Genomic DNA, 21,124 nt, shown 5'->3' on the forward strand with positions numbered 1-21,124 from the left:
CTGCGCGGCGATATGATAGGTTTATCGCGGGTAATTCGAAGGGGGAGTTGCGATATGGCAACATTCGCGGGCACGCAGCCAGTCGTGGCGTCGGGCGAGAAATTTTTCCTGATCACCGCCATATTGATGGCGCTCGTGTTGGTGTGCGGCTTTTCGCTCCAGCTGGCGATGGGACGGTCGAGCTTCGCATCGCCGCTCCCTGTCCACATGCACGCTTTGTTGTTCTTCGGCTGGACCACGCTCTACGTGCTGCAGAACGCGCTGGCGGCGACGGGGTCGTTTGCCACCCACCGCCGGCTCGGCTGGCTGGCGACGATCTGGATCCCGTGCATGGTGGCGGCGGGCTTGGTGGTGACTGTCGCGATGGTACGGCGGGGCGGCACGCCCTTCTTCTTCCAGCCACTCTACTTCCTCATCATGGATTCGCTGGCATTGTTGAGCTTCGCGGGGCTTGCCGCGGCGGCGATTGTGATGCGACGGAAGACCGAGTGGCACCGCCGGTTGATGTTCTGCGGTATGGCGATGCTTACGGGCCCCGGCTTCGGGCGGCTGCTACCGATGCCGTTCCTGATTCCGTTCGCGGGTGAGACCGTGTTTGCCGCGCTGATGTTGTTTCCGCTGGCCGGCGTCATCCGCGAGCTACGCCGCAGCGGGGGCGTCCACCCGGCCTGGTGGTGGGGCATCGCCGTGATGATCGGCGCGCAGGCCTCGATCGACCTGATCTCGCACAGCCCGATCGGAACTGCGGTTTATGAGGCTGTGACGCGGGGATCGCCGGGCTCTGCGATCGCGCCAATGGTCTATCCGCCCTTTCCGGGCGGGTAATTCGGCGACGCGTCACTCCCCGCTTTCGAGTCCTGCCGACAGCCGTTTCACATCCTCCACCGACACCGGCTTTGCATAATCATTGCCGAAATGCGTGCGGACATAGCCGGCGACGGCAGCGACCTGCTCCGAGCTCAGCATCCCGACGAAAGCCGGCATCCCGCCCTGGCCACGCAACAGCCGGTTGAGCACGAAATCCGGATCGGCCAGATGCGGATTGGCGGCGAGCGCCGGGACATTACCCGCGCCGGTGCCGCCTTCGGCATGCGCCATGTGGCACGCCTGACAGATTTCGCGATAGACCTGTTCGCCGCCCGATCCGCCTGCGGTGGCGTGCCCGCTTCCCGACGTATCGCCCATGCCCTGCGCCAGCGCCGCGCCCGCGACGGCGCCGACCGCGAGGGTCGCCATCACAGCCAACCGCTGCATCAGGCCGCCTGCGCCCGCTGATGCAGCCGGGTGACCGCATCGAGCGAGGAAAGCAACGCCGCCTCCATCCACGCGCCCACATAAGACGCATGCTCGCCGGCCAGCACGACCCGGCCATCGATCCCAACCAGATTTTGATAATGGGTCTTGCGGATGTCGTCCGTCCAGGAGGACGCGCAGCCGAGGATCCAGGGCAATCGGCTCCACGCCACCGCCACGCCGTTCGAATATTCGGCGCGATATTGCTTGTGGAACACCGATCCCTGCTTGAGCGCTTCCTCGATCCGCTCCTCGGGCGTCATCCCACCGAACTGGAACGCCGCCGCGCCGCCGGCATAGGCACCGAGCACCACCGCCGGCCCTTTCTTGAAGAAGCCGCTGCTCGGATAGGAAAGCTGCGAGATCGATTGCGAGGTGAAGCTGTGTCCGCCGTAGATCTGCTCGTCTTCCTCCCAGAAGCGTCGCTTCATCTCCAGCCCGATCTTGCAGGACGAATGATACGGCACGCTCTTGATCGCGGTCTGCATCGGCGCGGAGGCCTGTACCTCGATCTGGCTGAGAATCGGCAGCGGGATCGTGCAGACGCACCAGTCGGCTTTCGCCTCGCCTTTTGCGCCGGTTGCGGTATCTTCGTATGAAATCGTCACGCCACTGTCGCCCTGGGCGATCTTCGTGACCTTGCTGCTATAGCGGATCTTGCCGGTGAGTTGCTTCGCGAAGCCCTTGCCGATCATGTCCATGCCGCCCACCGGCTGGAACATCGTCGTCTGCATCACATTGTTGAAATAGAAGGATATCGTCTGCCACATCCGCGGATCGAGCACGTCGTCGAGTCCGAAGATATCCGACGGCGTCGGCGCACCGCCCACCCCGCCGCCCGGTGGCCGGTCGAAACCGCGCTGGGCGGAAACCTTGAGGCTGCTCTTATAGGCCATATCCTTGTCGAGCACGCCCCACCCGCGCATCGCCTCGACCAATTTGTCGCGATCCTCCTTGTTGATCGTGTCGTCGAGCGCATTCTTGTTCGCCGCCTTGGCGAGCAGCTCGGCGATGTGGCCCTTGAAGTCGGTCGCCACTTCGCCATAACGCTGCGGCTTGCCGCCGAAAGCCTTGTCGCTGTGGACATAGCCATTGTAGTTGAGCTGGACGAACGGCTCCAGCGCGACCCCGAATTCCTGGCAATAATGCAGCAAAGCCTGGTGGTGGTAGGGGATGCGCCATGGGCCCGGATTGAGATAATTGCCGGGCGCGAACTTCACCTGCTGGATAGCGCCGCCGACCTCCTTGACGACATCGCCGCCGCGCAGCGAATAATTCCGTCCGCCGGGCCGGTTCTGATATTCGATCACCTGCACCGAATAACCGGCCTTCGACAGCTCGTAAGCAGCGAGCATCCCGGCGAGCCCGGCGCCGAGCACGACCACCGAAGCGCCTTTGCGCGCGCCGCTCAATTTGGGCGGGCCGTTGAACTGGGTCGGCGCGGCATGGCCGAGCGCAGTCATCGCATGATAAAGCGCGGCGGCCCCGCCGGCCTTGCCGATCGCGGTGAGCAATTGGCGGCGGCTGGGTGCAGTGAATTCGGTCATCGTCCTGTCCTTCGGGAAATTTGCGCAGATCCGGTCGCGTTGGGAAGGGGCTCAGGGCGCCTTCGCGGCGATCGCCTCGATCTCGATCAGCGTCTGCGGCCGGCCGAGCGCCGCGACCTGCACGGTCGATCGCGTCGGCAGGTTGGGCTGGTCGGGCGTACCGAAGAACATCTTGTAGGACGCGGTCATCCCCTCGCGATCCATCTTCCCACCCGTCGCCGGATCACCGACCATGAACACGGTGAGCTTGACGATATCGCCCATCGTCAGTCCGAGCTCGGCAAGCTGCGTCTTCATCTTGGTCAGAATGCTGAGCGTCTGCGCCTTGGTATCGCCAAACGCGCCGGGGCTGTCTGTATCCTTGGGATCGATCGGCGAGGCGGTGGTGCCGGAAATGAAGAACAATTTGCTGCCGACGGGAACCGCCGCCGAACTGGCGATCGCCGCATTAGGGGCGGCCTTGCGCTCGATGCCGGCGGCGCTGGCGGTGGTGGCAAAGATGGCTGCGGCCGTCATCAGCAAAGCGGTGGCGTTCTTGGTGATCATGATTGTCTCCCCGTGGCGTGCATCTGGATGATGGCAGCGCTCCCCCCAAGCTCAACCACCGGGGCATCCGCACCATCGCACCCGATCCGGCGGTGGTTTGGTATCCCTTGGCAATAGACGGATAAGGCGGGCTTTCCCGCTAGCTCTCGATGCGCCTGCATCTGATCGTAATATTTGGGCGGGGCGGAGCCTATGCGGACGATCTCAATGTCCGTCAGTCAGCGGTTGCAATGACCTGTTCGGGCGACGTGGCTGAACCAGCCGACCCCAAGTGCTGCCGCAACAGCGCCAGCGATTTGAAGCGCCGACGTGAATCCTGTTTTCACAACCATCGGCGCACCCGGCGTTCCGATCCAGAAGGCAAAATATGTGAAAGCCGCTATACTTGCGGCGGCAGTCAGGATTGACGCATATTCAACGACACCACGTTGACGTGCCAGCAACAGCGTAAACGCGCAGCTGATTGCGCAGCATATGGCGAGCCAGCCAACGAACTCCGACAATCCCAGCCAGCCCCTGGGGCCGGCATAATCTGCAAGGCCAGCGAACCCGATTACGCTGGCGGGGATCAACGCAGCGCAGCCGATGCTTCTCGTAACAGGTCCTGGCACAACAGCCTTCTGCCTCCCCTTGCCAGGTGGCCCACGACCAACAATGCGCAGCAATGCCTGTCGGTCTCACCCCACCCGGTTCGCCACCAGATCATCCACCACCGCCGGATCAGCCAAGGTGCTGGTATCGCCCAGGCTCGACACATCGCCCTCGGCAATCTTGCGCAATATCCGCCGCATGATCTTGCCGCTGCGCGTCTTCGGCAGGCCCGGCGCGAACTGGATCGCATCCGGGGTGGCGATCGGGCCGATTTCGGTGCGGACCCAGTTGCGCAGTTCGGTGCGCAGCGGCTCGCTGCTCTCAATGCCGGCGTTGAGCGTCACATAAGCATAGATGCCCTGGCCCTTGATATCGTGCGGGAAGCCAACGACGGCCGCTTCGGCGACTTGCGGGTGGAGGACGAGCGCGGATTCGACCTCGGCGGTGCCCATGCGATGGCCCGAGACGTTGATCACGTCGTCGACCCGCCCGGTGATCCAGTAATAGCCATCCTCGTCGCGGCGGCAGCCGTCGCCGGTAAAATATTTGCCGGGATAGGTGCTGAAATAGGTCTGGAAGAAGCGGTCATGATCGCCCCATACGGTGCGCATCTGCCCGGGCCAGCTCCGCGCGATCACCAGATTGCCCTCGGCCGCGCCTTCCAGCAATTTGCCGTCGGCATCGACGAGCTGCGGCTCGACTCCGAACAGCGGTTTGGTCGCGCTGCCCGGTTTGAGATCGGTCGCGCCGGGCAATGGCGCGATCATCGCGCCGCCGGTCTCGGTCTGCCACCATGTGTCGATGATCGGGCAACGGCCCTCGCCAACCACTTCGTGATACCAGCGCCACGCCTCGGGATTGATCGGCTCGCCAACCGTGCCAAGCAGCCGCAGCGACGTGCGCGACGTGGCGGCGACGAATGTGTCGCCATCCTTCATCAGCGCGCGCAATGCGGTCGGCGCGGTGAAGATCGTGTTGACCTGATGCCGATCGACCACCTGCCAGATCCGCGACGCATCGGGCCAGTTGGGCACGCCTTCATACATCAGCGTGGTCGCGCCATTCGCCAGCGGCCCATAGACGATATAGCTGTGGCCGGTGACCCAGCCGATATCGGCCGCGCACCAGTAGATCTCGCCCGGATTGTAATCGAAGCAGATCGTGTGGGTCAGGCTCGCCCACAACAGATAGCCGCCGGTCGTATGCAGCACGCCCTTGGGCTTGCCGGTCGATCCCGACGTATAGAGGATGAACAACGGATCCTCGGCGTTCATCGGTTCGGGGGGGCAATCCGCGGAAACCCCGGCGGCGGCCTCATGATACCAGACGTCGCGGCCGGGCTGGATCGCCACGTCCTTGCCCGTCGCCTTGACGACGAGCACGGTCTTTAGCCCCGGGCAGTGCGCGGCTGCAGCATCGACATTCACCTTGAGCGGGACATGCTTGCCGGCGCGACGGCCTTCGTCGGCGGTGATCACGATCGTCGAATCGCAATCGGTTATGCGCCCGGCCAGCGCCTCGGGCGAGAAGCCGCCAAACACCACCGAATGGATCGCGCCGATCCGCGCGCAGGCGAGCAAGGCGAGCGCCGCCTCCGGGATCATCGGCATGTAGATGGTAACGCGGTCGCCCTTCCGCACGCCCTGGCCCTTCAGGACATTGGCGAAACGACAGACCTCTTCGTGAAGCTGGGCAAAGGTGAAATATCGCGGCGTCTCGGTCGGGACGTCGGGTTCCCAGATGATCGCGATTTCGTCGGCGCGCGTGGGGAGGTGGCGATCGATGCAATTGGCCGAGACGTTGAGGATGCCGTCGGCGAACCATTTGACCCCAAAATCGGCTTCGTCGAACGAGCTTTCGTCCGCGCGGGTCGGCATCTGGATCCAGTTGAGCCTCCGCGCATGGTCGAGCCAGAACTTCTCCGGATCGTTCAGGGACTGCCGATAGAGCGATGCATATTTCTCCTTCGTCACCTTCGCGCGCGCCGCCCATGAAGCGGGTACAGGGAAGATGTCGCTCATCGGGGAAGGCCTCTCTCTCAGGGGTAGAATTTGCCCAAAGCATAGGGCTGCGCCGGCCCTTGCCGCAAGCCTGCACGCCTGTCTTCCCGGCAATCGGCGTTGCAAGATATGCATCTCGGCAGTGCAGCATAAAATCGGCGGGCGATATGGCGTCAGCGGCGCATGGCTGCTATCGGCGCGACCATGCTGAACTTCTCGAACATCACGATCCGGCTGGGCGGCCGGGCCATCCTCGATCGCGCGTCCGCCGCGCTGCCGTCGCGCGCCCGTGTCGGACTGATCGGCCGCAACGGCGCCGGCAAGTCGACATTGATGAAGGCGTTGATCGGATCGATCGATCCCGACGATGGCGAAATCGAAATGCCGCGCTCCACCCGGATCGGCTATATCGCGCAGGAAGCCCCCGCGGGAGACTCTACGCCGTTCGAAACGGTGCTTGCCGCCGACGTCGAACGCGCAGCCTTGCTCGATGAAAGCGAGACCTGCGAGGATCCCGATCGCGTCGGCGAAATCCACGAGCGGCTGATGGCGATCGATGCCTATACCGCGCCGGCGCGCGCGGCGCGCATCCTCGTCGGCCTGGGTTTCGACGAAGAGATGCAGGGCCGCACGCTCGACAGCTATTCTGGGGGCTGGAAGATGCGGGTTGCGCTCGCGGCTTTGCTGTTTTCGGAGCCCGATCTGCTGCTGCTCGACGAGCCTTCTAACCATCTCGATCTCGAAGCGACCTTGTGGCTCGAAAATTTCCTGAAGAGCTATCCGGCGATGATGGTCGTGATCAGCCATGAGCGCGATCTGCTCAACAATGTCGTCGATCATATCCTCCACCTCGATGGCGGCAAGACGATCCTCTACACCGGCGGCTATGATTCGTTCGAGCGCCAGCGCGCCGAACGCGCGGCTCAGCTCGCCGCCGCAAAGGCTTCGCAGGATGCCCAGCGCGCCAAGCTGCAGGATTATATCGCCCGCAACAGCGCCCGCGCCTCGACCGCCAAGCAGGCGCAGTCGCGCGCCAAGGCCTTGGCACGGATGCAGCCGATCGCGGCGATGGCCGAGGATCCCAGCCTGTCGTTTGACTTCCCGAGCCCCACGGACGAACTCAAGCCGCCGTTGGTGACGCTCGATCTCGCCAGCGTCGGCTACACGCCCGGCAAGCCGATCCTGTCGCGGCTCAACCTGCGCCTCGATCCCGATGACCGCATCGCCTTGCTGGGCCGCAACGGCAACGGCAAGACCACGCTCGCCCGCCTGCTCGCGGCCCAGCTCAAGCCGATGGACGGCGAGATTTCGGTCTCGGGCAAGATGCGGGTCGGCTATTTCACCCAATATCAGGTCGAGGAACTCGACGGCGACGATACGCCGCTCGAACATATGACCCGGCTGATGCGCGGCATGACCCCGGCGGCGGTGCGCGCCCAGCTCGGCCGCTTCGGTTTTTCGGGCGCCAAGGCGACCACCAAGGTCGGCAAATTATCGGGCGGCGAACGCGCGCGGCTCGCGCTCGCGCTCATCACGCGCGAGGCCCCGCACATGCTGATCCTCGATGAGCCCACCAACCACCTTGACGTCGATACCCGCGAGGCTTTGGTCCAAGCGCTCAACGCATTCGAGGGCGCGGTTGTTCTCGTCAGCCACGATCGCCACATGATAGAGTTGACCGCCGACCGGCTGATCCTCGTCGATGCCGGTGTCGCCGAGGAATTCCGCGGCAGCCTGGAGGAATATACCGATCTGATTCTCGGCAAGAATCAGCCGAAGGGCGAAGGCGGCGCCAAGGTCAGCAAGAAGGACAAGAAGGCGGCGCAGCAGGCCCGCGAGCGCGAACAGGCTTTGCGCAAGACCGTCAAGGCGATGGAGGAAAAGCTCGCGAAGCTCACGGCGCGCCGCAACGAGATCGACCGTGCGATGTTCGATCCGAAGACCGCGGCCCCGCAGGACGCGAAACGCACGACGACAGAGCTGATGAAGCTGCGTGCCGACGTGGTGAAGGAACTCGAGGCGCTCGAGATCGAATGGCTCGAGGCGTGCGAGACCTTGGAAGGGGCGAGCTGATCGGGCTGGCACTTTTTGCCATTTTATGTCATAAGCGCCCCCAGGAGACTGCTTCATGGCTTCGATGAACATTTCGGTTCCGGATCCGATGCGCGATTGGGTCCAGTCGCGCGTCGATAGTGGCAAATATGGCAGTGTCAGCGATTATGTGCGCGATCTGATCCGCAAGGACCAGACCGAGGCGGACGAAAAAGCGGATCAGCAACGCTGGCTGGACGCGATTGATGCCGCGATCGAACGCGGCCTGGCCGATGTCACAGCCGGCCGGGTGCACGATATCGATACCGTTTTCGATGCCTTGGACGCGCGCTACGCCAACTGGCCGGAGGCGCGCGACAAAAGGTGAAGGTGAGGCTCACCAGTGAAGCATGGCACGATATTCTCGCGATCGGCGATCATATTGCGATGGATAATCCGGTGCGGGCGCGCACCTTCATGCGGGAATTGCGGAGCAAGGCCCATGACCTCGCCGATATGCCCTATGCTTTTCCCCTTGTGCCGAGGTTCGAACGATATGGCATTCGTCGCCGGGCGCACGGGCCATATCTGATCTTCTATATTGTCGAGGAGGCAAATGTGGCCGTCCTCCGCATTCTGCATGCGCCCGCGATTATGGGCGACTGCTGATACCAGAGGGCTGATTTCAAACCCGCCGCCTGATCCGCACCACCGCCTCGTCGAGCGCCTGCAGGAACCGCGACCGATCGGCCTTCGCGAACGGCGCCGGCCCGCCTGTGACATCGCCCATCGCCCGCAGATCGACCATCAGCGCCCGCGTGGCGACGGCGGAGCCGATCGAGGCGGCGGTAAACGGCCGGCCATTATTGCCGATCACGGTCGCGCCAGCCTTCACGCAGCGGTCGGCGAGCAGGATATCGGCGGTGATCACGATCGTCGTGGGCCCCGCGGCCTCGGCGATCCAATCATCGGCGGCATCGAAGCCCGATCCCACCAGCACGCGGCGAAACAGGGGATGCGCAGGCACCCGGATCGTCGCATTGGCGACGATCGCGACTTTTATCTGATGCCGCTCGGCAACGCGATAGACCTCGTCCTTGACCGGACAGGCATCCGCATCGACCAGTATCTCCGGCGTCAGGGGCGGCGGCCTTTGTTATAGGGTTTCGGCGCATAGCGCTTGGGGGCTCCGCGCGGGCTATCGGCGCGGGGGGCGCCATCGCGCGGTCCCGAGCGCGGCGCGCCGTCGCGTGGCGGGCCCTTGCGGCGCAGGCCGGCGGCGGCCGGAGGCGGTGCGTCGCCGGCGGGCTCGATCGTCACGCCATCCTCTTCGCCCGCGCTACGCTTGACCGCTTCGGCGAATTGCGCGGCAACGGCACGGGGAACTTCGAAGCGGGTTTCGCCGGGGAAGATGCGGATCGCGCCGATGTCGCGCTTGGTGATGTGCCCGCGGCGACAGAGCAAGGGCAGCAGCCAGCGCGCATCGGCATTGCCGTCGCGACCGATGTCCATGCGAAACCACACCGTATCCTCGAAGCCGGGGCGCGGGCCGCTGTCCTGCGGCGACTGACGATCGGAGCCGGCCTGGCGGTCGGGCCGCATCGCGGGGCCGGCATCGAACAGTTCCTCGGGCGCGGGCAGGCTCTGGCGCTGCGCGCGGACGAAGGCTGCGGCGATCTCCTCGGCGCTGCGCGTCTCGAGCAGCTTGCGGGCGACCACCAGATCCTCTTCGGAGACTTCGCCGATCGTCAGGCTTTCGAGCAGCCGCTCCTGATCGCGCGCGTGAATGTCGTCGGGGGACGGCACGGGATCCCAGCGGATCTGGACATTGGCGGCACGCAGCAGGCGTTCGGCGTGGCGGCGGCGTGGATAGGGGGCGATCAGGACGCAGGTGCCCTTCTTGCCCGCGCGACCGGTACGGCCCGAACGGTGCTGGAGCGTTTCGGGATCGATTGGCAGCTCGGCGTGGATCACCAGCTCGAGCCCGGGCAGATCGATGCCCCGTGCGGCCACGTCGGTCGCCACGCAGACGCGGGCGCGGCGATCGCGCAACGCCTGCAGCGCATGGTTGCGCTCATTCTGGCTGAGCTCGCCCGACAAGGTAACGGCGGAGAAGCCGCGTTCGGTCAGGGTCGCCGACAGCCGGCGGACATTTTCGCGGGTCGCGCAGAATACCAGGGCACCGCTGGCTTCGTGGAAGCGCAGCACGTTGACGACGGCATGTTCGATATCGGCAGGGGCCACGGCCATCGCGCGGTAGTCGATGTCTGTATGCTGCGACTGGCGCGATGTGGTGGTGATGCGCAGCGCGTCGCGCTGGTAGCGCTTGGCCATCAGTTCGATCGGCTTCGGCATCGTCGCCGAGAACAAAAGGGTGCGGCGCTCGGGCGGGGTCAGGTCGAGAATCTCCTCGAGATCCTCACGGAAGCCGAGGTCGAGCATTTCGTCGGCCTCGTCGAGGATCACCGCGCGCAGCGACCCGGTCTGGAGCGTCCCGCGCTCGAGATGGTCGCGCAGGCGCCCCGGGGTGCCGACGACGATATGGCAGCCGTGCGACAGGGCGCGCTGTTCCATGCGGACGTTCATCCCGCCGACGCAGCTGGCGACGCGCGCGCCGAGCTTGGCGTAGAGCCATTGCAGTTCGCGCTCGACCTGCAGCGCCAGTTCGCGCGTCGGCGCGATGATCAGCGCCAGCGGCTCGCGCGGCGGGGGGAGCTTTTCGGCGCCCTTCAGCAGGGTTTCGGCAATAGCCAGCCCATAAGCGACGGTCTTGCCGGATCCGGTCTGCGCGGAGACGATCAGATCGCGATCGTTCGCTTCGGCGGCAATGACCTCGGCCTGGACGGGGGTCGGCGCGTCATATCCACGCTCGGCGAGTGCCTCGGCGACAAGCCGCGGCAGGGAAGAAAAGGGCATCTGTTATCCGGATCAATAAGGGTGGCGGGGCGCAGGGCGCCGGGCAATCCCGATCGCCTTAGCGGGAGATGCGAAAAAAAGCCAGCGCTGCTTTGATCGGGAGCAAGGCGCCTCTTGGGTTCGATCGGCACGGTCCGCAGGCGCGCTTCATCAAACTGACTTGGGCCCGCTTTAGGAAGAACCATGCACAAGATCGCCACGCTCCGCCGGCAGCTCGAAAGCCTTGCGCGGGAGGTGGAGCGGGAAGGCGATGAACAGACCAAAGCATGGGGGCCGTCCATCGACGATCCGCGCTTTGCACCGAGCGCCCACAACCTCGCCTGCTATCTCGCGCTGCGGCGGCGCGATGTCCGGCCGATCCAGCGTTCGCTGATGGCGCTGGGCCTGTCCTCGCTCGGTCGGCTCGAAAGCCGTGTTCTTCCGACGCTGGCGGCCGTGCAGGCCTCGCTTGCGGCGATTGCGGGGGACGCCTCCATCGCCAGGCCGTCGGAGAACGCGTTTTTTGCCGGCGAGCACTGGCTGGCAGAACGGCGCGCCGATGTGCTGGGGGCATCCAGCGCCGATCGTCCCGTGGCGCTGCTCGTCACATGTCCGAGCGAAGCGGCGGATGATGCACCCTTCATGCTGAACCTCGCCGAACGCGGTGTGGAGGCCATCCGCATCAATTGCGCCCATGACGACGCCGCCGGATGGCAGCGCATGATCGATCATGCGCACTCGGCCGAGGCGATCACCGGCCGGCGGATGCGGATATTCATGGATCTGGCGGGCCCCAAGATCCGGACGGGGATGGTCCATCATCCCAAGGCGCATCGCCGGATCGGTGAGGGGGATCTCCTGGTCGTCGTGCCGTCCGGCGGGCTCGCATCGATCGACCTGAATCACGATCATTTCGCGGTGGAATGCACGCTCGGCGAAGCCATCTCGGCCACGGGCGTCGGCGACCAGATTTTCTATGATGACGGAAAACTGGGGGCGAAGGTCGAGCGGGTCGAACCGTGGGGGATCGTCGCCCGCGCCGTCACCTGTCCGGCGGACGGCGCCAAGCTCAAGCCGGAAAAGGGATTGAACTTTCCGGATGCCGAGCTGGGGATTGCTGCGCTCACCGAGAAGGATCGCGCCGATCTCGATTTCGTCGCCGCGCATGCCGATGGCATCGGCTATTCGTTCGTCCAGTCGGCGCGCGATGTCGCCGTGCTGCAGGACGCGCTTGCCGAGCGGCGCGACGATTGGCGCAAGCTGGCGCTCATCCTGAAGATCGAGACACCCAAGGGCGTTGCCAATCTGCCCGAAATCGTGGTGCGGGCGGCCGGCCGCCAGCCGACCGCGATCATGATCGCGCGGGGCGATCTAGCAGTCGAGATCGGCTTTGCCCGGACCGCGGAGATGCAGGAGGAGATCCTGTGGATGGGGGAGGCGGCGCATGTGCCCGTGATCTGGGCGACGCAGGTCCTCGAACATCTCGTGTGCGAAGGTCTGCCCTCGCGCGGCGAGATGACCGATGCGGCGATGGCCGCGCGCGCCGAATGCGTGATGCTCAACAAGGGGCCATATCTGCTGGCGGCGGTTGACATGCTCGGTCAGCTGTTCCGTCGGATGGATGAGCACCAGCACAAGAAGACACCGCAGTTGCGTGCGCTCAAAAGCTGGTGATCGTCTGACCGTGCGTTTCGGACGGCAGATGGTTGGCCACCGGCTGTCCATCGCGCCAACCCGATGGTAACCCTCTGGCGATGAAGGCTGTTTTTGGACTCGACGCGCCGGGTTGGCGGGCCTCCTGTTCGATGGGCCTTCCGATCTCGGGGGCGATCGGCACGGCCCGGCTGATCTGCATCCTCGGCATCGTCTATGTCCACGGCTGGACGGGCCTGCCGGGTTCCGATCTGGCCGCGCGCGACGAAACCACGCAAGGGATCATGCGCTGGGCTTTGATCGAGCTGTGTGGGCGCAGCGCGGTGCCTTTGCTCAGCCTGATCTCGGGCTGGCTGGTGGTGCGATCCGCGCGCCAGCGCCGTTATGGTGCGTTCGTGGCGGGCAAGCTGCGCGTCATCCTCCTGCCGATGCTGGTGTGGAATATGATCGCGCTGATTCTGGTCATCGGTGCTGCGCGGCTCGGCTGGATCGCTGCGCCACAGCCGTCCGGCATCGCCTCCCTTCTCAACGAGCTGGTCAGCCTGTCCGGGCCGGCTGAGATCGATGTCCAGATGGGGTTCCTGCGCGATCTGTTCCTGTGCATGTTGCTGGCCCCCCTACTCGCGCGAATGCCGACGGTGATCCTGCTGGCGGTCGTCGCGCTGGCGATGGCCTGGGACGTCGGCGGTTGGACGTCGGTGATCCTGCTGCGTCCGGCAATCCTGTTGTTCTTCGTCGGGGGCATGCTGGCCGCGCGCTACCGGGTGGCGGAGCAGGTGGGGGTGATGCCGATATGGCTCGCGGTGCTGCCTTTCCTGCTGGTGCTGCCGTTCAAGCTGGGCCTGTCGATTGCCGGGGACGCCACGGCCGTCCAGGAAGGCCATCTGGTGGCGCTGATCGATCTCATGTTGCGGGTGGCGGCTGCGATTCTGGTCTGGCGCATCTCGATCCTGATCGCGTTGAAATCGGGAGGTGGGTGGATGCGGGCGCTGGAACCCTACGTGTTCCTGCTGTTCTGCTCCCACGTCCTGTTCATGTGGTTGCTCGGGCCGATGATCGGCCGGCTGACCGGGCCGATGGGGAGCGCCGCATGGCCGGCCTATTTCGTGGTTCAGCCATTGCTTGCGCTCGGCTTCGCGATCCTGCTCGGGGTGACGTTGGCCGCTTTGTCGCCGGCGCTGGCGCGGGTGCTGAGCGGCGGACGGCTCGGGCGAGTCTCGCGGTTATAGCGCCTCGCCGGCCGCGCGGCCGCTGGCCCAGGCCCACTGGAAATTATAGCCGCCGAGCCAACCGGTGACGTCGACCGCCTCGCCGACGAAGTGGAGCCCGGGTAAGCGCTTCGCCGCCAGTGTCTTCTGGTCGAGCCCGTCGGTGGCAACTCCACCGATCGTGACCTCTGCCTTGGCGAAGCCTTCGGATCCGCTCGGGCAGAAATCCCAGCCGTTGAGTCGCCGTCCGGCCTCGATCAGCGCCTGATCCTTATGCGCCACCATCTGCCCGGCCAGGCCGATCCGTTCGGCCAGCGCATCGGCCACGCGCTGGGGAAGATGCTCGCGCAGGATCGTCTTTGCCTCGGCTTTTGGGCGATCGCGCTTCGCCTGCGTCAGCAGCGCCGCGGCATCCTTGTCCGGCAGCAGATCGAGGGAGATCGTGCCGCCATTGCGCCAATAGCTGCTGATCTGCAGGATCGCGGGTCCCGATAACCCCCGATGCGTGAACAGGGCCGCCTCGCGGAAGGTGGTTTTGCCGGCGCGCGCGACCACCTCGAGCGCGACACCGGACAGGCTTTCGAACATGCGGTCGTCGGCGCCCAGCGTCAGCGGCACCAAAGCCGGCCGCGGCTCGACCACTTTGAGGCCGAACTGCCGCGCGACATCATAGGCAAGGCCGGTCGCGCCCATTTTCGGGATCGACGGACCTCCGGTGGCCATCACCAGCGCCGGCGCGACGAAATCGCCCCCCGGTGTTTCGATGCGGAAGTTTTCGTCGGGTTTCGAAATGCCGGTAATCCGCGCCAGCAACCGCGTCTCCACGCCGCCCTTCGCGCATTCGTCTTCCAACATCGCCACGATCTGCTTTGCCGATCCGTCGCAGAATAGCTGGCCCAGCGTCTTTTCATGCCAGGCGATACCATGGGCATCGACCATCGCGATGAAATCGGCCGGGCTGTACCGCCCGAGTGCAGACTTGGCGAAATGCGGATTGGCCGCCAGATAGCGATCGGCCATCGCCCCGTTCACATTGGTGAAGTTGCAGCGCCCGCCGCCCGAAATCAGGATCTTCGCGCCCGTGCGATCGAGGTGATCGAGCAGCAGGATCCTGCGCCCGCGTTGCCCTGCCGTGAGCGCACACATCATCCCCGCGGCACCGGCGCCGATGATGATCGCATCGAAGGAGGACGTTCGTGTCAGTTTATGTCCCGGCATCAGAGCATGTTCGATCGCGCCTTAGCCGCTCCTGCCGGCTGATATCAATGTCGCCCCTCAGGACTAGGCGGCTCTGAGCGCAAATTTTGGAAACGATGGTATTCCAATGTTTCTATTTTACCGAATGCAGCGTCGCTGCATTGTCTCTGCATCGGGGCACGATGCCCCGCCTATGAGAGTTTCGCCATTATCACCGCTCACAAAGGGAAGACGCCATGCCCAGGATCACCACGCGCGACGGTACCGAGATTTTCTACAAGGATTGGGGCGCTCGCGATGCCCGGCCGATCATGTTCCACCACGGCTGGCCGCTCAGCTCCGACGATTGGGACGCGCAGATGATGTTCTTCCTCGGCCAGGGCTACCGGGTCATCGCGCATGATCGGCGCGGCCACGGCCGGTCGAGCCAGGCGGCGAACGGTCATGACATGGAGACCTATGTCGCGGATGTGTTCGCGTTGACCGACGCGCTCGATCTGCAGGGCGCGATCCATATCGGCCATTCGACCGGCGGCGGTGAAGTGGCGCGCTATGTCGCGCAGGCGAAGCCGGGCCGGGTCGCGAAGGCCGTTCTGGTAAGCGCGGTTGCGCCGATCATGGTGAAGACCGCCGCCAATCCCGATGGCGTGCCGATGGAGGTGTTCGATCAGGTGCGCGAACAGACCGCCGTCAACCGCGCACAATTCTTCTACGATTTCACCATGCCCTTCTTCGGATATAATCGGGACGGTGCCGAGGTGAAGGAAGGCGTGCGCCGCAACTGGTGGCGGCAGGGCATGATGGGCGCTGTGCTCGCCCATTATCACGGCATCGCCGCTTTCTCGGAAACCGACTTCACCGACGATCTCAGGCGGATCGCGGTGCCAACCCTGGTGATGCATGGCGAAGATGATCAGGTCGTGCCCTTTGCCACCACGGGCCGCAAGTCCGCCGAACTGATCGCTGGCGCGGTACTCAAATCCTATCCCGGCTATCCGCATGGCATGCCGACCACCCACGCCGAGCAGATCAATGCCGATCTGCTGGATTTCATCCGGGGCTGACCCTCGATCCGGTGCGTGGCAAGTCCGGGGCGGCGGGCCACGCACCACATCATTTGGGCTTTCGGCAAAGGGCTGCTATCGGCCCGGCCCATCATGAGCAAAGACAACCGCCCCGACCGCCGCACCTTCGCGATCATCTCGCACCCCGACGCGGGCAAGACCACCCTGACGGAGAAACTGCTCTATTTCGGCGGCGCCATCCATCTTGCCGGCGAGGTGAAAGCCCGCGGGCAGACGCGGCGCGCGCGATCGGACTGGATGAAGATCGAGCAGCAGCGCGGCATTTCGGTGACGTCGTCGGTGATGACGTTCGAACGCGACGGTGTGACGTTCAACCTGCTCGATACGCCGGGCCACGAGGATTTCTCGGAAGATACCTATCGCACGCTTACAGCGGTCGACAGCGCGGTGATGGTGATCGATGCCGCGCGCGGCATTGAGGCGCAGACCCGCAAATTGTTCGAAGTGTGCCGGATGCGATCGGTGCCGATCATCACCTTCGTCAACAAGGTCGATCGCGAGGGCCGCGGGCCGTTCGAACTGCTCGACGAGATTGCCGATGCGCTCGCGCTTGATGTCGTGCCGATGAGCTGGCCGGTCGGCATGGGCGGAACGTTCGAAGGCATCTACGATCTTGCCCGTGATCGCCTCTATCGCCCCGCCGCCGATGCGACCGGCGCCTATGAAGGCGATGCGGTATCGGTTGCCGGCCTTGGCGACAGCCAGCTCGATGATATGCTCTCGGCCGATGGCCTCGCCTTGCTGCGCGAGGAGGCTGAGCTCGCGCAGGGCGGCTATACGCCGTTCGACGAGGCGGCCTATCTCAGCGGCGATCTGACCCCGGTCTATTTCGGGTCGGCGCTCAAGGATTTCGGGGTCGAGCAGCTGATCGATGCGCTCGCCGATTATGCGCCTTCGCCGCGTCCGCAGCCCGGTGAGCCGCGCGATGTCGATCCGTCCGAGCCTAATGTCGCCGGCTTCATCTTCAAGGTGCAGGCGAATATGAACCCGCAACACCGCGACCGCGTCGCTTTCATGCGGCTATGCTCGGGCAAGTTCCGGCGCGGCATGAAGCTCAACCAGGTCGGCACTGGCAAGGCGATCGCGATCCACAGCCCGATCCTGTTCTTCGCGCAAAATCGCGAACTCGCCGAAGAAGCCTTTCCCGGTGACATCATCGGTATCCCGAATCATGGCACCCTGCGCGTCGGCGACACGCTGACCGAAGGCGAGATGATCCGCTTCACCGGGCTCCCCAACTTCGCCCCCGAAATCCTGCGCCGCGTGAAGCTTGGCGATCCGACCAAGACCAAGCAGCTCCGCAACGCGCTCAACGACATGGCGGAGGAGGGGATCATGCAGGTGTTTCACCCTTCGATCGGATCGCAATGGATCGTCGGCGTGGTCGGCCAGCTCCAGCTCGAAGTGATGATCTCGCGGCTGCAGGTCGAATATAAGGTTGATGCCGGGTTCGAACCGTCGCCCTGGGATACGGCGCGCTGGGTGGCAGCCGATGACACAAAGGCGCTCGAGGAGTTCAAGGGGCTGCATCGCAGCGCGATGGCCGAGGATCGCGATGGCGCCCCGGTGTTCCTGGCGAAGGACATGTGGGAACTGAACTATATCACACAGCGCTTCCCCCAGATCCGGTTCACGGCGACGAAGGATCGGCGTTAGGCCTTTCCGATCAACCATTTCGGAAGAGGGCTAGCGCACATCACCCATGGCGCATCAGGCGGACCGGCTGTTAACCTGTCACGAACATACTCGGCTTAATCATGGGGCTCATAATAACAAGGTGAGACCATGATCATGTTTAGGCGATTCGAGCGCGACCTGCCAATTCGCCGGAAACTTACGATCGCCTTCGGTCTTCTTGTTGCCATCGTGATCACGCTTGCAGCTGCCCAGGCATTCGTCGTCACCTCGGTCGGCAACGCCGTGGCCAATGGCGATACCGCGATGTTGCAATCGGCCCAGGGCAGCTTCAAGACTATGATGATGATCGGGATCGGCATGGCGATTTTCTCGGTCATCGTCGCCTTGGTGATGCGGTCATTGATCGCCAACCCCTATGTCGCCACCGTGCTCGACATGGAGGCGCTGGCGGCAGGCAAGATCGACGGGCCGATCCTGCGGGCTGGTCACAATGATTGCGTCGGCAGGTTGAGCAAGGCGATGATATCGTTCCGCGATACCGCCGTGGCTCAGCGGGCGCTTTCCGAACAGTTACGGGTCCAGTCGAACGAGCAGACTGAAGTGGTCGGAATCCTTGCGAGCGCACTCAACAGGCTCGCCGATGGCGATATCGTGCATACCATCGATGCCGCGCTTCCCGAGCAGTATGAGCGGCTGCGCCAGGAGTTCAATCGCGCCAAGCAGTCACTGGGCCAGACCTTGGGTGCCGTGGCGATTACGGCGCAGGGCATAGGGACCGGATCTGGCGAGATCAGCGCCGCTGCCGACGATCTTTCACTCCGCACCGAACAGCAGGCCGCGTCGCTCCAGGAAACGGTCGGAGCGATGAATGCGGTCACGGCCGGCGTAAAGCAAACCGCCAGTCGCGCCGAAACGGCCGCGACATCGGTCGATTCGGCCCGGAACGATGCCAATGAAGGCGGCGTCGTCGTTCGCGATGCGATCGAGGCGATGGGAAGAATCGAGAAGTCGTCGCAGGAAATTTCGCAGATCGTCAGCGTAATGGATGCGATCGCCTTCCAGACCAATTTGCTCGCGCTGAATGCAGGTGTCGAGGCGGCGCGCGCCGGCGATTCGGGCAGGGGTTTCGCGGTTGTCGCGAATGAGGTGCGTGCGCTGGCACAGCGATCAGCCAATGCCGCGAAGGACATAACGGCGCTGATTTCCGAAAGCTCGCGGCATGTCGGCAGCGGCGTCGGCCTCGTGCAGCGAACCGGAGATGTGCTTTCGCGGATCGTCGATAGTGTCGGTGTTATCAGCAAGCTGGTGACCGAAATATCGGCGGCGACGCAAACCCAGGCGACCAGTCTGCAACAGGTCAACACTGCTGTCAGCGACATGGATCAGATGACGCAGCAAAATGCCGCGATGGTCGAACAATCGACAGCCGCCGCCCGCAGTCTGACCAACGAGGCTCAACATCTCACCGCGCTGGTGGTGAACTTCAAGCTTCCGGACGGTGGTTTGGTGCAGTCGAGGCGCAATGATGCCCGCCCACCGGTCCGCGCATCCGCCGATGTGGTTCGGCCAAAGCGCAAGGCGAGCAGGGGAAACCTTGCTCTGGTCCAAGCCGACGATCAGCAGTGGAACGAATTCTGATGCCTGGAGCGCGCTTCGATGGCTTCGGGCTGAAAGAATCCCATCCTGCCCCACTGGCGCTTTGGAGCGTTAGTCATTTCGGGAATTCGGCGTTTCGGCGCGGGCGGGGATAGAAATGGGCACATGCACGTTCTGGGTTCGTTACGACCCAGAAGGAGTGCTTGCGTGCAGAATATCTCGAAGGCTTTTTTGGCTGTTCTCGCGGGCTCGACGCTCCTTTTCGCGGAGGCGGGCGTGCCTGCCGCACCTTCGAAGGCTGTTATCGATCAGCGCATATTTGGTGCGCAGGTCCTGCTCGATCGGCTCGGTTTCGGGCCTGGTGTCATAGATGGCCGTGACGGTTCCTCGTGGACGGCGGCGCTCAGGGGCTATCAGGAAGCGAACGGGCTTTCCGTCACCGGCAAACTGGACGAGGCGACCGGGAAATTGCTCGCCGAATATCGGGGCATGCCGACGGTATTGGATGTTACATTGACGCCCGAAATGCTTGCAGGTCCCTTCGTCGGGCCGATTCCGGCCAAGGAAGACGAACAGGCAAAAATGAAGGCGCTCGGTTACGCCGACGCGATGGAAAAGCTTGCCGAGATGTATCACACGACGCCGGCGATGCTCGCCGCGCTTAACGCGTCAAACGTCGCGCCGGCGCCGGGTACCGTGCTGCACGTTCCGAATGTCGTTCCGCCTGGCGGCCCGACCCCCGCCGACCTCAAGCCTGATTGGCGCGACACGCTAGGCATGCTCAACGTTGCCGCTCTCCAGCCGAAGGCCGCGAAGATCGTCGTCGACAAATCAGACCGAGTGCTGCGCGTGCTCGACGATGCCGGCAAACTGATCGCGCAGTTTCCGGCGACGACGGGAAGCAGCCATGATCCGCTGCCGATCGGGACGTGGAAGATTCAGGGCATCTCCTACAATCCCACCTTTCACTTCAATCCCAAACTGTTCTGGGATGCCAAACCGGGTGAAACCAAGGCGCTGCTGCCCGCTGGCCCGAATGGGCCTGTCGGCGTCGTATGGATGGATCTGAACAAGGCGCATTATGGCATTCATGGCACGCCCCGGCCCGAAAATATCGGCAAGACCGAAAGCCATGGCTGCATCCGGCTGACCAATTGGGATGCGGCCCGGCTGGCGATGATGGTGAAACCGGGCACCCCGGCAATTTTCCAGAAATGATTCGTCGGATCGCCACCCTGTTGCTGTTGCTGATCGTTGGCTGGCTTGGCTGGGTGGCGATCCTGAACCTGCCCGGCCGCGGCGGGAGTGAGGTATCCGGAAAGGTTCAAAAAAATGTGGCGCCGCGGGTGTCACCGTCACCGTCGCCGCGCGCGGCTGCCGGAAAGCTGATCATTCCTGTTACGGGCGTCACATCGGCCGAACTCGTCGAAAGCTTCGCCGATCCGCGCGGCGATGGCACCCGCACGCATGGCGCGATCGACATTATGGCGCCGCGCGGAACTGCCGTGCTCGCGGCCTCGGCGGGAACGGTGGAAAAGCTGTTCGACAGCAAATTGGGAGGTCTGACGATCTATGTCCGCCGGCTGGACGGGGGCTGGATCGATTATTATGCCCACCTCTATTCGTATTCGCCGGGCCTTGCCGAGGGACAGAAGGTGGCGCAGGGACAGCCGATAGGGACAGTCGGATCGACTGGCGATGCCAGCGTTGAGGGGCCGCATCTTCATTATGAAATCAAGGTGATGGCGCCCGGCGAAGGCTGGTGGCAAGGGCGCGGTGTCGATCCCTACCCTCTTCTCGGCGGCAAATGATTGGGCCGGGGATGACATCGGCGAAAATGATGC

General features: G+C 64.1%; 18 protein-coding genes. 11 read left to right on the forward strand and 7 right to left on the reverse strand.

Features of this window, described 5'->3' with window-relative positions:
• The first annotated feature begins 54 nt into the window (after positions 1 to 54).
• Positions 55 to 825: a hypothetical protein gene (locus tag BLS13_RS13050; RefSeq protein WP_256325862.1), complete on the forward strand. Its 771-nt coding sequence runs from the start codon at positions 55 to 57 to the stop codon at positions 823 to 825.
• A 12-nt stretch (positions 826 to 837) separates the two neighbouring features.
• Here BLS13_RS13050 and BLS13_RS13055 read toward each other — a convergent pair whose 3' ends face one another.
• From BLS13_RS13055 to acs, 4 genes are all read right to left on the reverse strand, one after another.
• On the reverse strand, positions 838 to 1,254 hold the full coding sequence (locus BLS13_RS13055; protein WP_093452695.1) for a c-type cytochrome: 417 nt from the start codon (positions 1,252 to 1,254) through the stop codon (positions 838 to 840).
• Positions 1,254 to 2,840: a flavin monoamine oxidase family protein gene (locus tag BLS13_RS13060; protein ID WP_093452696.1), complete on the reverse strand. Its 1,587-nt coding sequence runs from the start codon at positions 2,838 to 2,840 to the stop codon at positions 1,254 to 1,256. Before BLS13_RS13060 ends, BLS13_RS13055 begins: the two co-directional genes overlap by 1 nt.
• Positions 2,841 to 2,891: 51 nt before the next feature.
• Positions 2,892 to 3,386: a RidA family protein gene (locus tag BLS13_RS13065; protein WP_218123287.1), complete on the reverse strand. Its 495-nt coding sequence runs from the start codon at positions 3,384 to 3,386 to the stop codon at positions 2,892 to 2,894.
• 677 nt (positions 3,387 to 4,063) lie between these two features.
• The gene (acs, locus tag BLS13_RS13075; protein WP_093452701.1) at positions 4,064 to 5,998 is read right to left on the reverse strand and encodes an acetate--CoA ligase; all 1,935 of its coding nucleotides are present in this window, start codon (positions 5,996 to 5,998) and stop codon (positions 4,064 to 4,066) included.
• Positions 5,999 to 6,181: 183 nt separating this feature from the next.
• Between acs and BLS13_RS13080 the strand changes: the two genes are divergently transcribed.
• From BLS13_RS13080 to BLS13_RS13090, 3 genes are read left to right on the forward strand one after another with little or no spacing between them, the layout of a single operon-like run.
• A complete protein-coding gene (locus BLS13_RS13080) occupies positions 6,182 to 8,050 on the forward strand; it encodes an ABC-F family ATP-binding cassette domain-containing protein (RefSeq protein WP_093452840.1) in 1,869 nt (622 codons plus the stop codon).
• A gap of 55 nt (positions 8,051 to 8,105) precedes the next feature.
• Positions 8,106 to 8,396 carry a type II toxin-antitoxin system ParD family antitoxin gene (locus BLS13_RS13085; protein ID WP_093452702.1) on the forward strand — a complete coding sequence of 97 codons (291 nt, stop codon included), beginning with the start codon at positions 8,106 to 8,108 and terminating at the stop codon, positions 8,394 to 8,396.
• The gene (locus BLS13_RS13090) at positions 8,393 to 8,677 is read left to right on the forward strand and encodes a type II toxin-antitoxin system RelE/ParE family toxin (RefSeq protein ID WP_176943578.1); all 285 of its coding nucleotides are present in this window, start codon (positions 8,393 to 8,395) and stop codon (positions 8,675 to 8,677) included. Before BLS13_RS13085 ends, BLS13_RS13090 begins: the two co-directional genes overlap by 4 nt.
• Before the next feature lie 16 nt (positions 8,678 to 8,693).
• Here BLS13_RS13090 and BLS13_RS13095 read toward each other — a convergent pair whose 3' ends face one another.
• Both BLS13_RS13095 and BLS13_RS13100 read right to left on the reverse strand, forming a co-directional pair.
• The gene (locus tag BLS13_RS13095; protein ID WP_093452704.1) at positions 8,694 to 9,149 is read right to left on the reverse strand and encodes a YaiI/YqxD family protein; all 456 of its coding nucleotides are present in this window, start codon (positions 9,147 to 9,149) and stop codon (positions 8,694 to 8,696) included.
• Entirely contained in the window at positions 9,146 to 10,924 is a 1,779-nt protein-coding gene (locus BLS13_RS13100; RefSeq protein WP_093452705.1) for a DEAD/DEAH box helicase, read from the reverse strand. Before BLS13_RS13100 ends, BLS13_RS13095 begins: the two co-directional genes overlap by 4 nt.
• Before the next feature lie 183 nt (positions 10,925 to 11,107).
• Between BLS13_RS13100 and BLS13_RS13105 the strand changes: the two genes are divergently transcribed.
• Both BLS13_RS13105 and BLS13_RS13110 read left to right on the forward strand, forming a co-directional pair.
• On the forward strand, positions 11,108 to 12,577 hold the full coding sequence (locus BLS13_RS13105) for a pyruvate kinase (RefSeq protein WP_093452707.1): 1,470 nt from the start codon (positions 11,108 to 11,110) through the stop codon (positions 12,575 to 12,577).
• An 80-nt stretch (positions 12,578 to 12,657) separates the two neighbouring features.
• Positions 12,658 to 13,785: an acyltransferase family protein gene (locus BLS13_RS13110; protein ID WP_256325863.1), complete on the forward strand. Its 1,128-nt coding sequence runs from the start codon at positions 12,658 to 12,660 to the stop codon at positions 13,783 to 13,785.
• Here BLS13_RS13110 and BLS13_RS13115 read toward each other — a convergent pair.
• Positions 13,780 to 14,982: a BaiN/RdsA family NAD(P)/FAD-dependent oxidoreductase gene (locus BLS13_RS13115; protein ID WP_093452708.1), complete on the reverse strand. Its 1,203-nt coding sequence runs from the start codon at positions 14,980 to 14,982 to the stop codon at positions 13,780 to 13,782. The genes BLS13_RS13110 and BLS13_RS13115 overlap by 6 nt on opposite strands.
• A 215-nt stretch (positions 14,983 to 15,197) precedes the next feature.
• Between BLS13_RS13115 and BLS13_RS13120 the strand changes: the two genes are divergently transcribed.
• From BLS13_RS13120 to BLS13_RS13140, 5 genes are all read left to right on the forward strand, one after another.
• The gene (locus BLS13_RS13120) at positions 15,198 to 16,025 is read left to right on the forward strand and encodes an alpha/beta fold hydrolase (RefSeq protein WP_093452710.1); all 828 of its coding nucleotides are present in this window, start codon (positions 15,198 to 15,200) and stop codon (positions 16,023 to 16,025) included.
• Positions 16,026 to 16,118: 93 nt separating this feature from the next.
• Positions 16,119 to 17,702 carry a peptide chain release factor 3 gene (locus BLS13_RS13125; RefSeq protein WP_093452711.1) on the forward strand — a complete coding sequence of 528 codons (1,584 nt, stop codon included), beginning with the start codon at positions 16,119 to 16,121 and terminating at the stop codon, positions 17,700 to 17,702.
• Positions 17,703 to 17,831: 129 nt separating this feature from the next.
• Positions 17,832 to 19,322 (forward strand): methyl-accepting chemotaxis protein, encoded by a 1,491-nt coding sequence (locus tag BLS13_RS13130; RefSeq protein WP_093452713.1) that lies wholly within the window; start codon positions 17,832 to 17,834, stop codon positions 19,320 to 19,322.
• Positions 19,323 to 19,487: 165 nt separating this feature from the next.
• Positions 19,488 to 20,498: a L,D-transpeptidase family protein gene (locus BLS13_RS13135; RefSeq protein WP_371128204.1), complete on the forward strand. Its 1,011-nt coding sequence runs from the start codon at positions 19,488 to 19,490 to the stop codon at positions 20,496 to 20,498.
• Complete coding sequence (locus BLS13_RS13140) at positions 20,495 to 21,091, forward strand: M23 family metallopeptidase (protein WP_093452716.1); 597 nt, start codon at positions 20,495 to 20,497, stop codon at positions 21,089 to 21,091. The genes BLS13_RS13135 and BLS13_RS13140 overlap by 4 nt, the downstream gene beginning before the upstream one ends.
• The last annotated feature ends 33 nt before the right edge of the window (positions 21,092 to 21,124 follow it).

It is taken from the genome of Sphingomonas sp. YR710 (assembly GCF_900101455.1).
Classification (GTDB): Bacteria; Pseudomonadota; Alphaproteobacteria; order Sphingomonadales; family Sphingomonadaceae; genus Rhizorhabdus.

What these genes read in the sequence shown, in the direction of transcription:
- BLS13_RS13050 (WP_256325862.1), top strand. Translation starts at nt 55, where the DNA reads ATGGCAACATTCGCGGGCACGCAGCCAGTCGTGGCGTCGGGCGAGAAA.
- BLS13_RS13055 (WP_093452695.1), bottom strand. Translation starts at nt 1,254, where the DNA reads ATGCAGCGGTTGGCTGTGATGGCGACCCTCGCGGTCGGCGCCGTCGCG.
- BLS13_RS13060 (WP_093452696.1), bottom strand. Translation starts at nt 2,840, where the DNA reads ATGACCGAATTCACTGCACCCAGCCGCCGCCAATTGCTCACCGCGATC.
- BLS13_RS13065 (WP_218123287.1), bottom strand. Translation starts at nt 3,386, where the DNA reads ATGATCACCAAGAACGCCACCGCTTTGCTGATGACGGCCGCAGCCATC.
- acs (WP_093452701.1), bottom strand. Translation starts at nt 5,998, where the DNA reads ATGAGCGACATCTTCCCTGTACCCGCTTCATGGGCGGCGCGCGCGAAG.
- BLS13_RS13080 (WP_093452840.1), top strand. Translation starts at nt 6,182, where the DNA reads ATGCTGAACTTCTCGAACATCACGATCCGGCTGGGCGGCCGGGCCATC.
- BLS13_RS13085 (WP_093452702.1), top strand. Translation starts at nt 8,106, where the DNA reads ATGGCTTCGATGAACATTTCGGTTCCGGATCCGATGCGCGATTGGGTC.
- BLS13_RS13100 (WP_093452705.1), bottom strand. Translation starts at nt 10,924, where the DNA reads ATGCCCTTTTCTTCCCTGCCGCGGCTTGTCGCCGAGGCACTCGCCGAG.
- BLS13_RS13105 (WP_093452707.1), top strand. Translation starts at nt 11,108, where the DNA reads ATGCACAAGATCGCCACGCTCCGCCGGCAGCTCGAAAGCCTTGCGCGG.
- BLS13_RS13110 (WP_256325863.1), top strand. Translation starts at nt 12,658, where the DNA reads ATGAAGGCTGTTTTTGGACTCGACGCGCCGGGTTGGCGGGCCTCCTGT.
- BLS13_RS13115 (WP_093452708.1), bottom strand. Translation starts at nt 14,982, where the DNA reads ATGCCGGGACATAAACTGACACGAACGTCCTCCTTCGATGCGATCATC.
- BLS13_RS13120 (WP_093452710.1), top strand. Translation starts at nt 15,198, where the DNA reads ATGCCCAGGATCACCACGCGCGACGGTACCGAGATTTTCTACAAGGAT.
- BLS13_RS13125 (WP_093452711.1), top strand. Translation starts at nt 16,119, where the DNA reads ATGAGCAAAGACAACCGCCCCGACCGCCGCACCTTCGCGATCATCTCG.
- BLS13_RS13130 (WP_093452713.1), top strand. Translation starts at nt 17,832, where the DNA reads ATGATCATGTTTAGGCGATTCGAGCGCGACCTGCCAATTCGCCGGAAA.
- BLS13_RS13140 (WP_093452716.1), top strand. Translation starts at nt 20,495, where the DNA reads ATGATTCGTCGGATCGCCACCCTGTTGCTGTTGCTGATCGTTGGCTGG.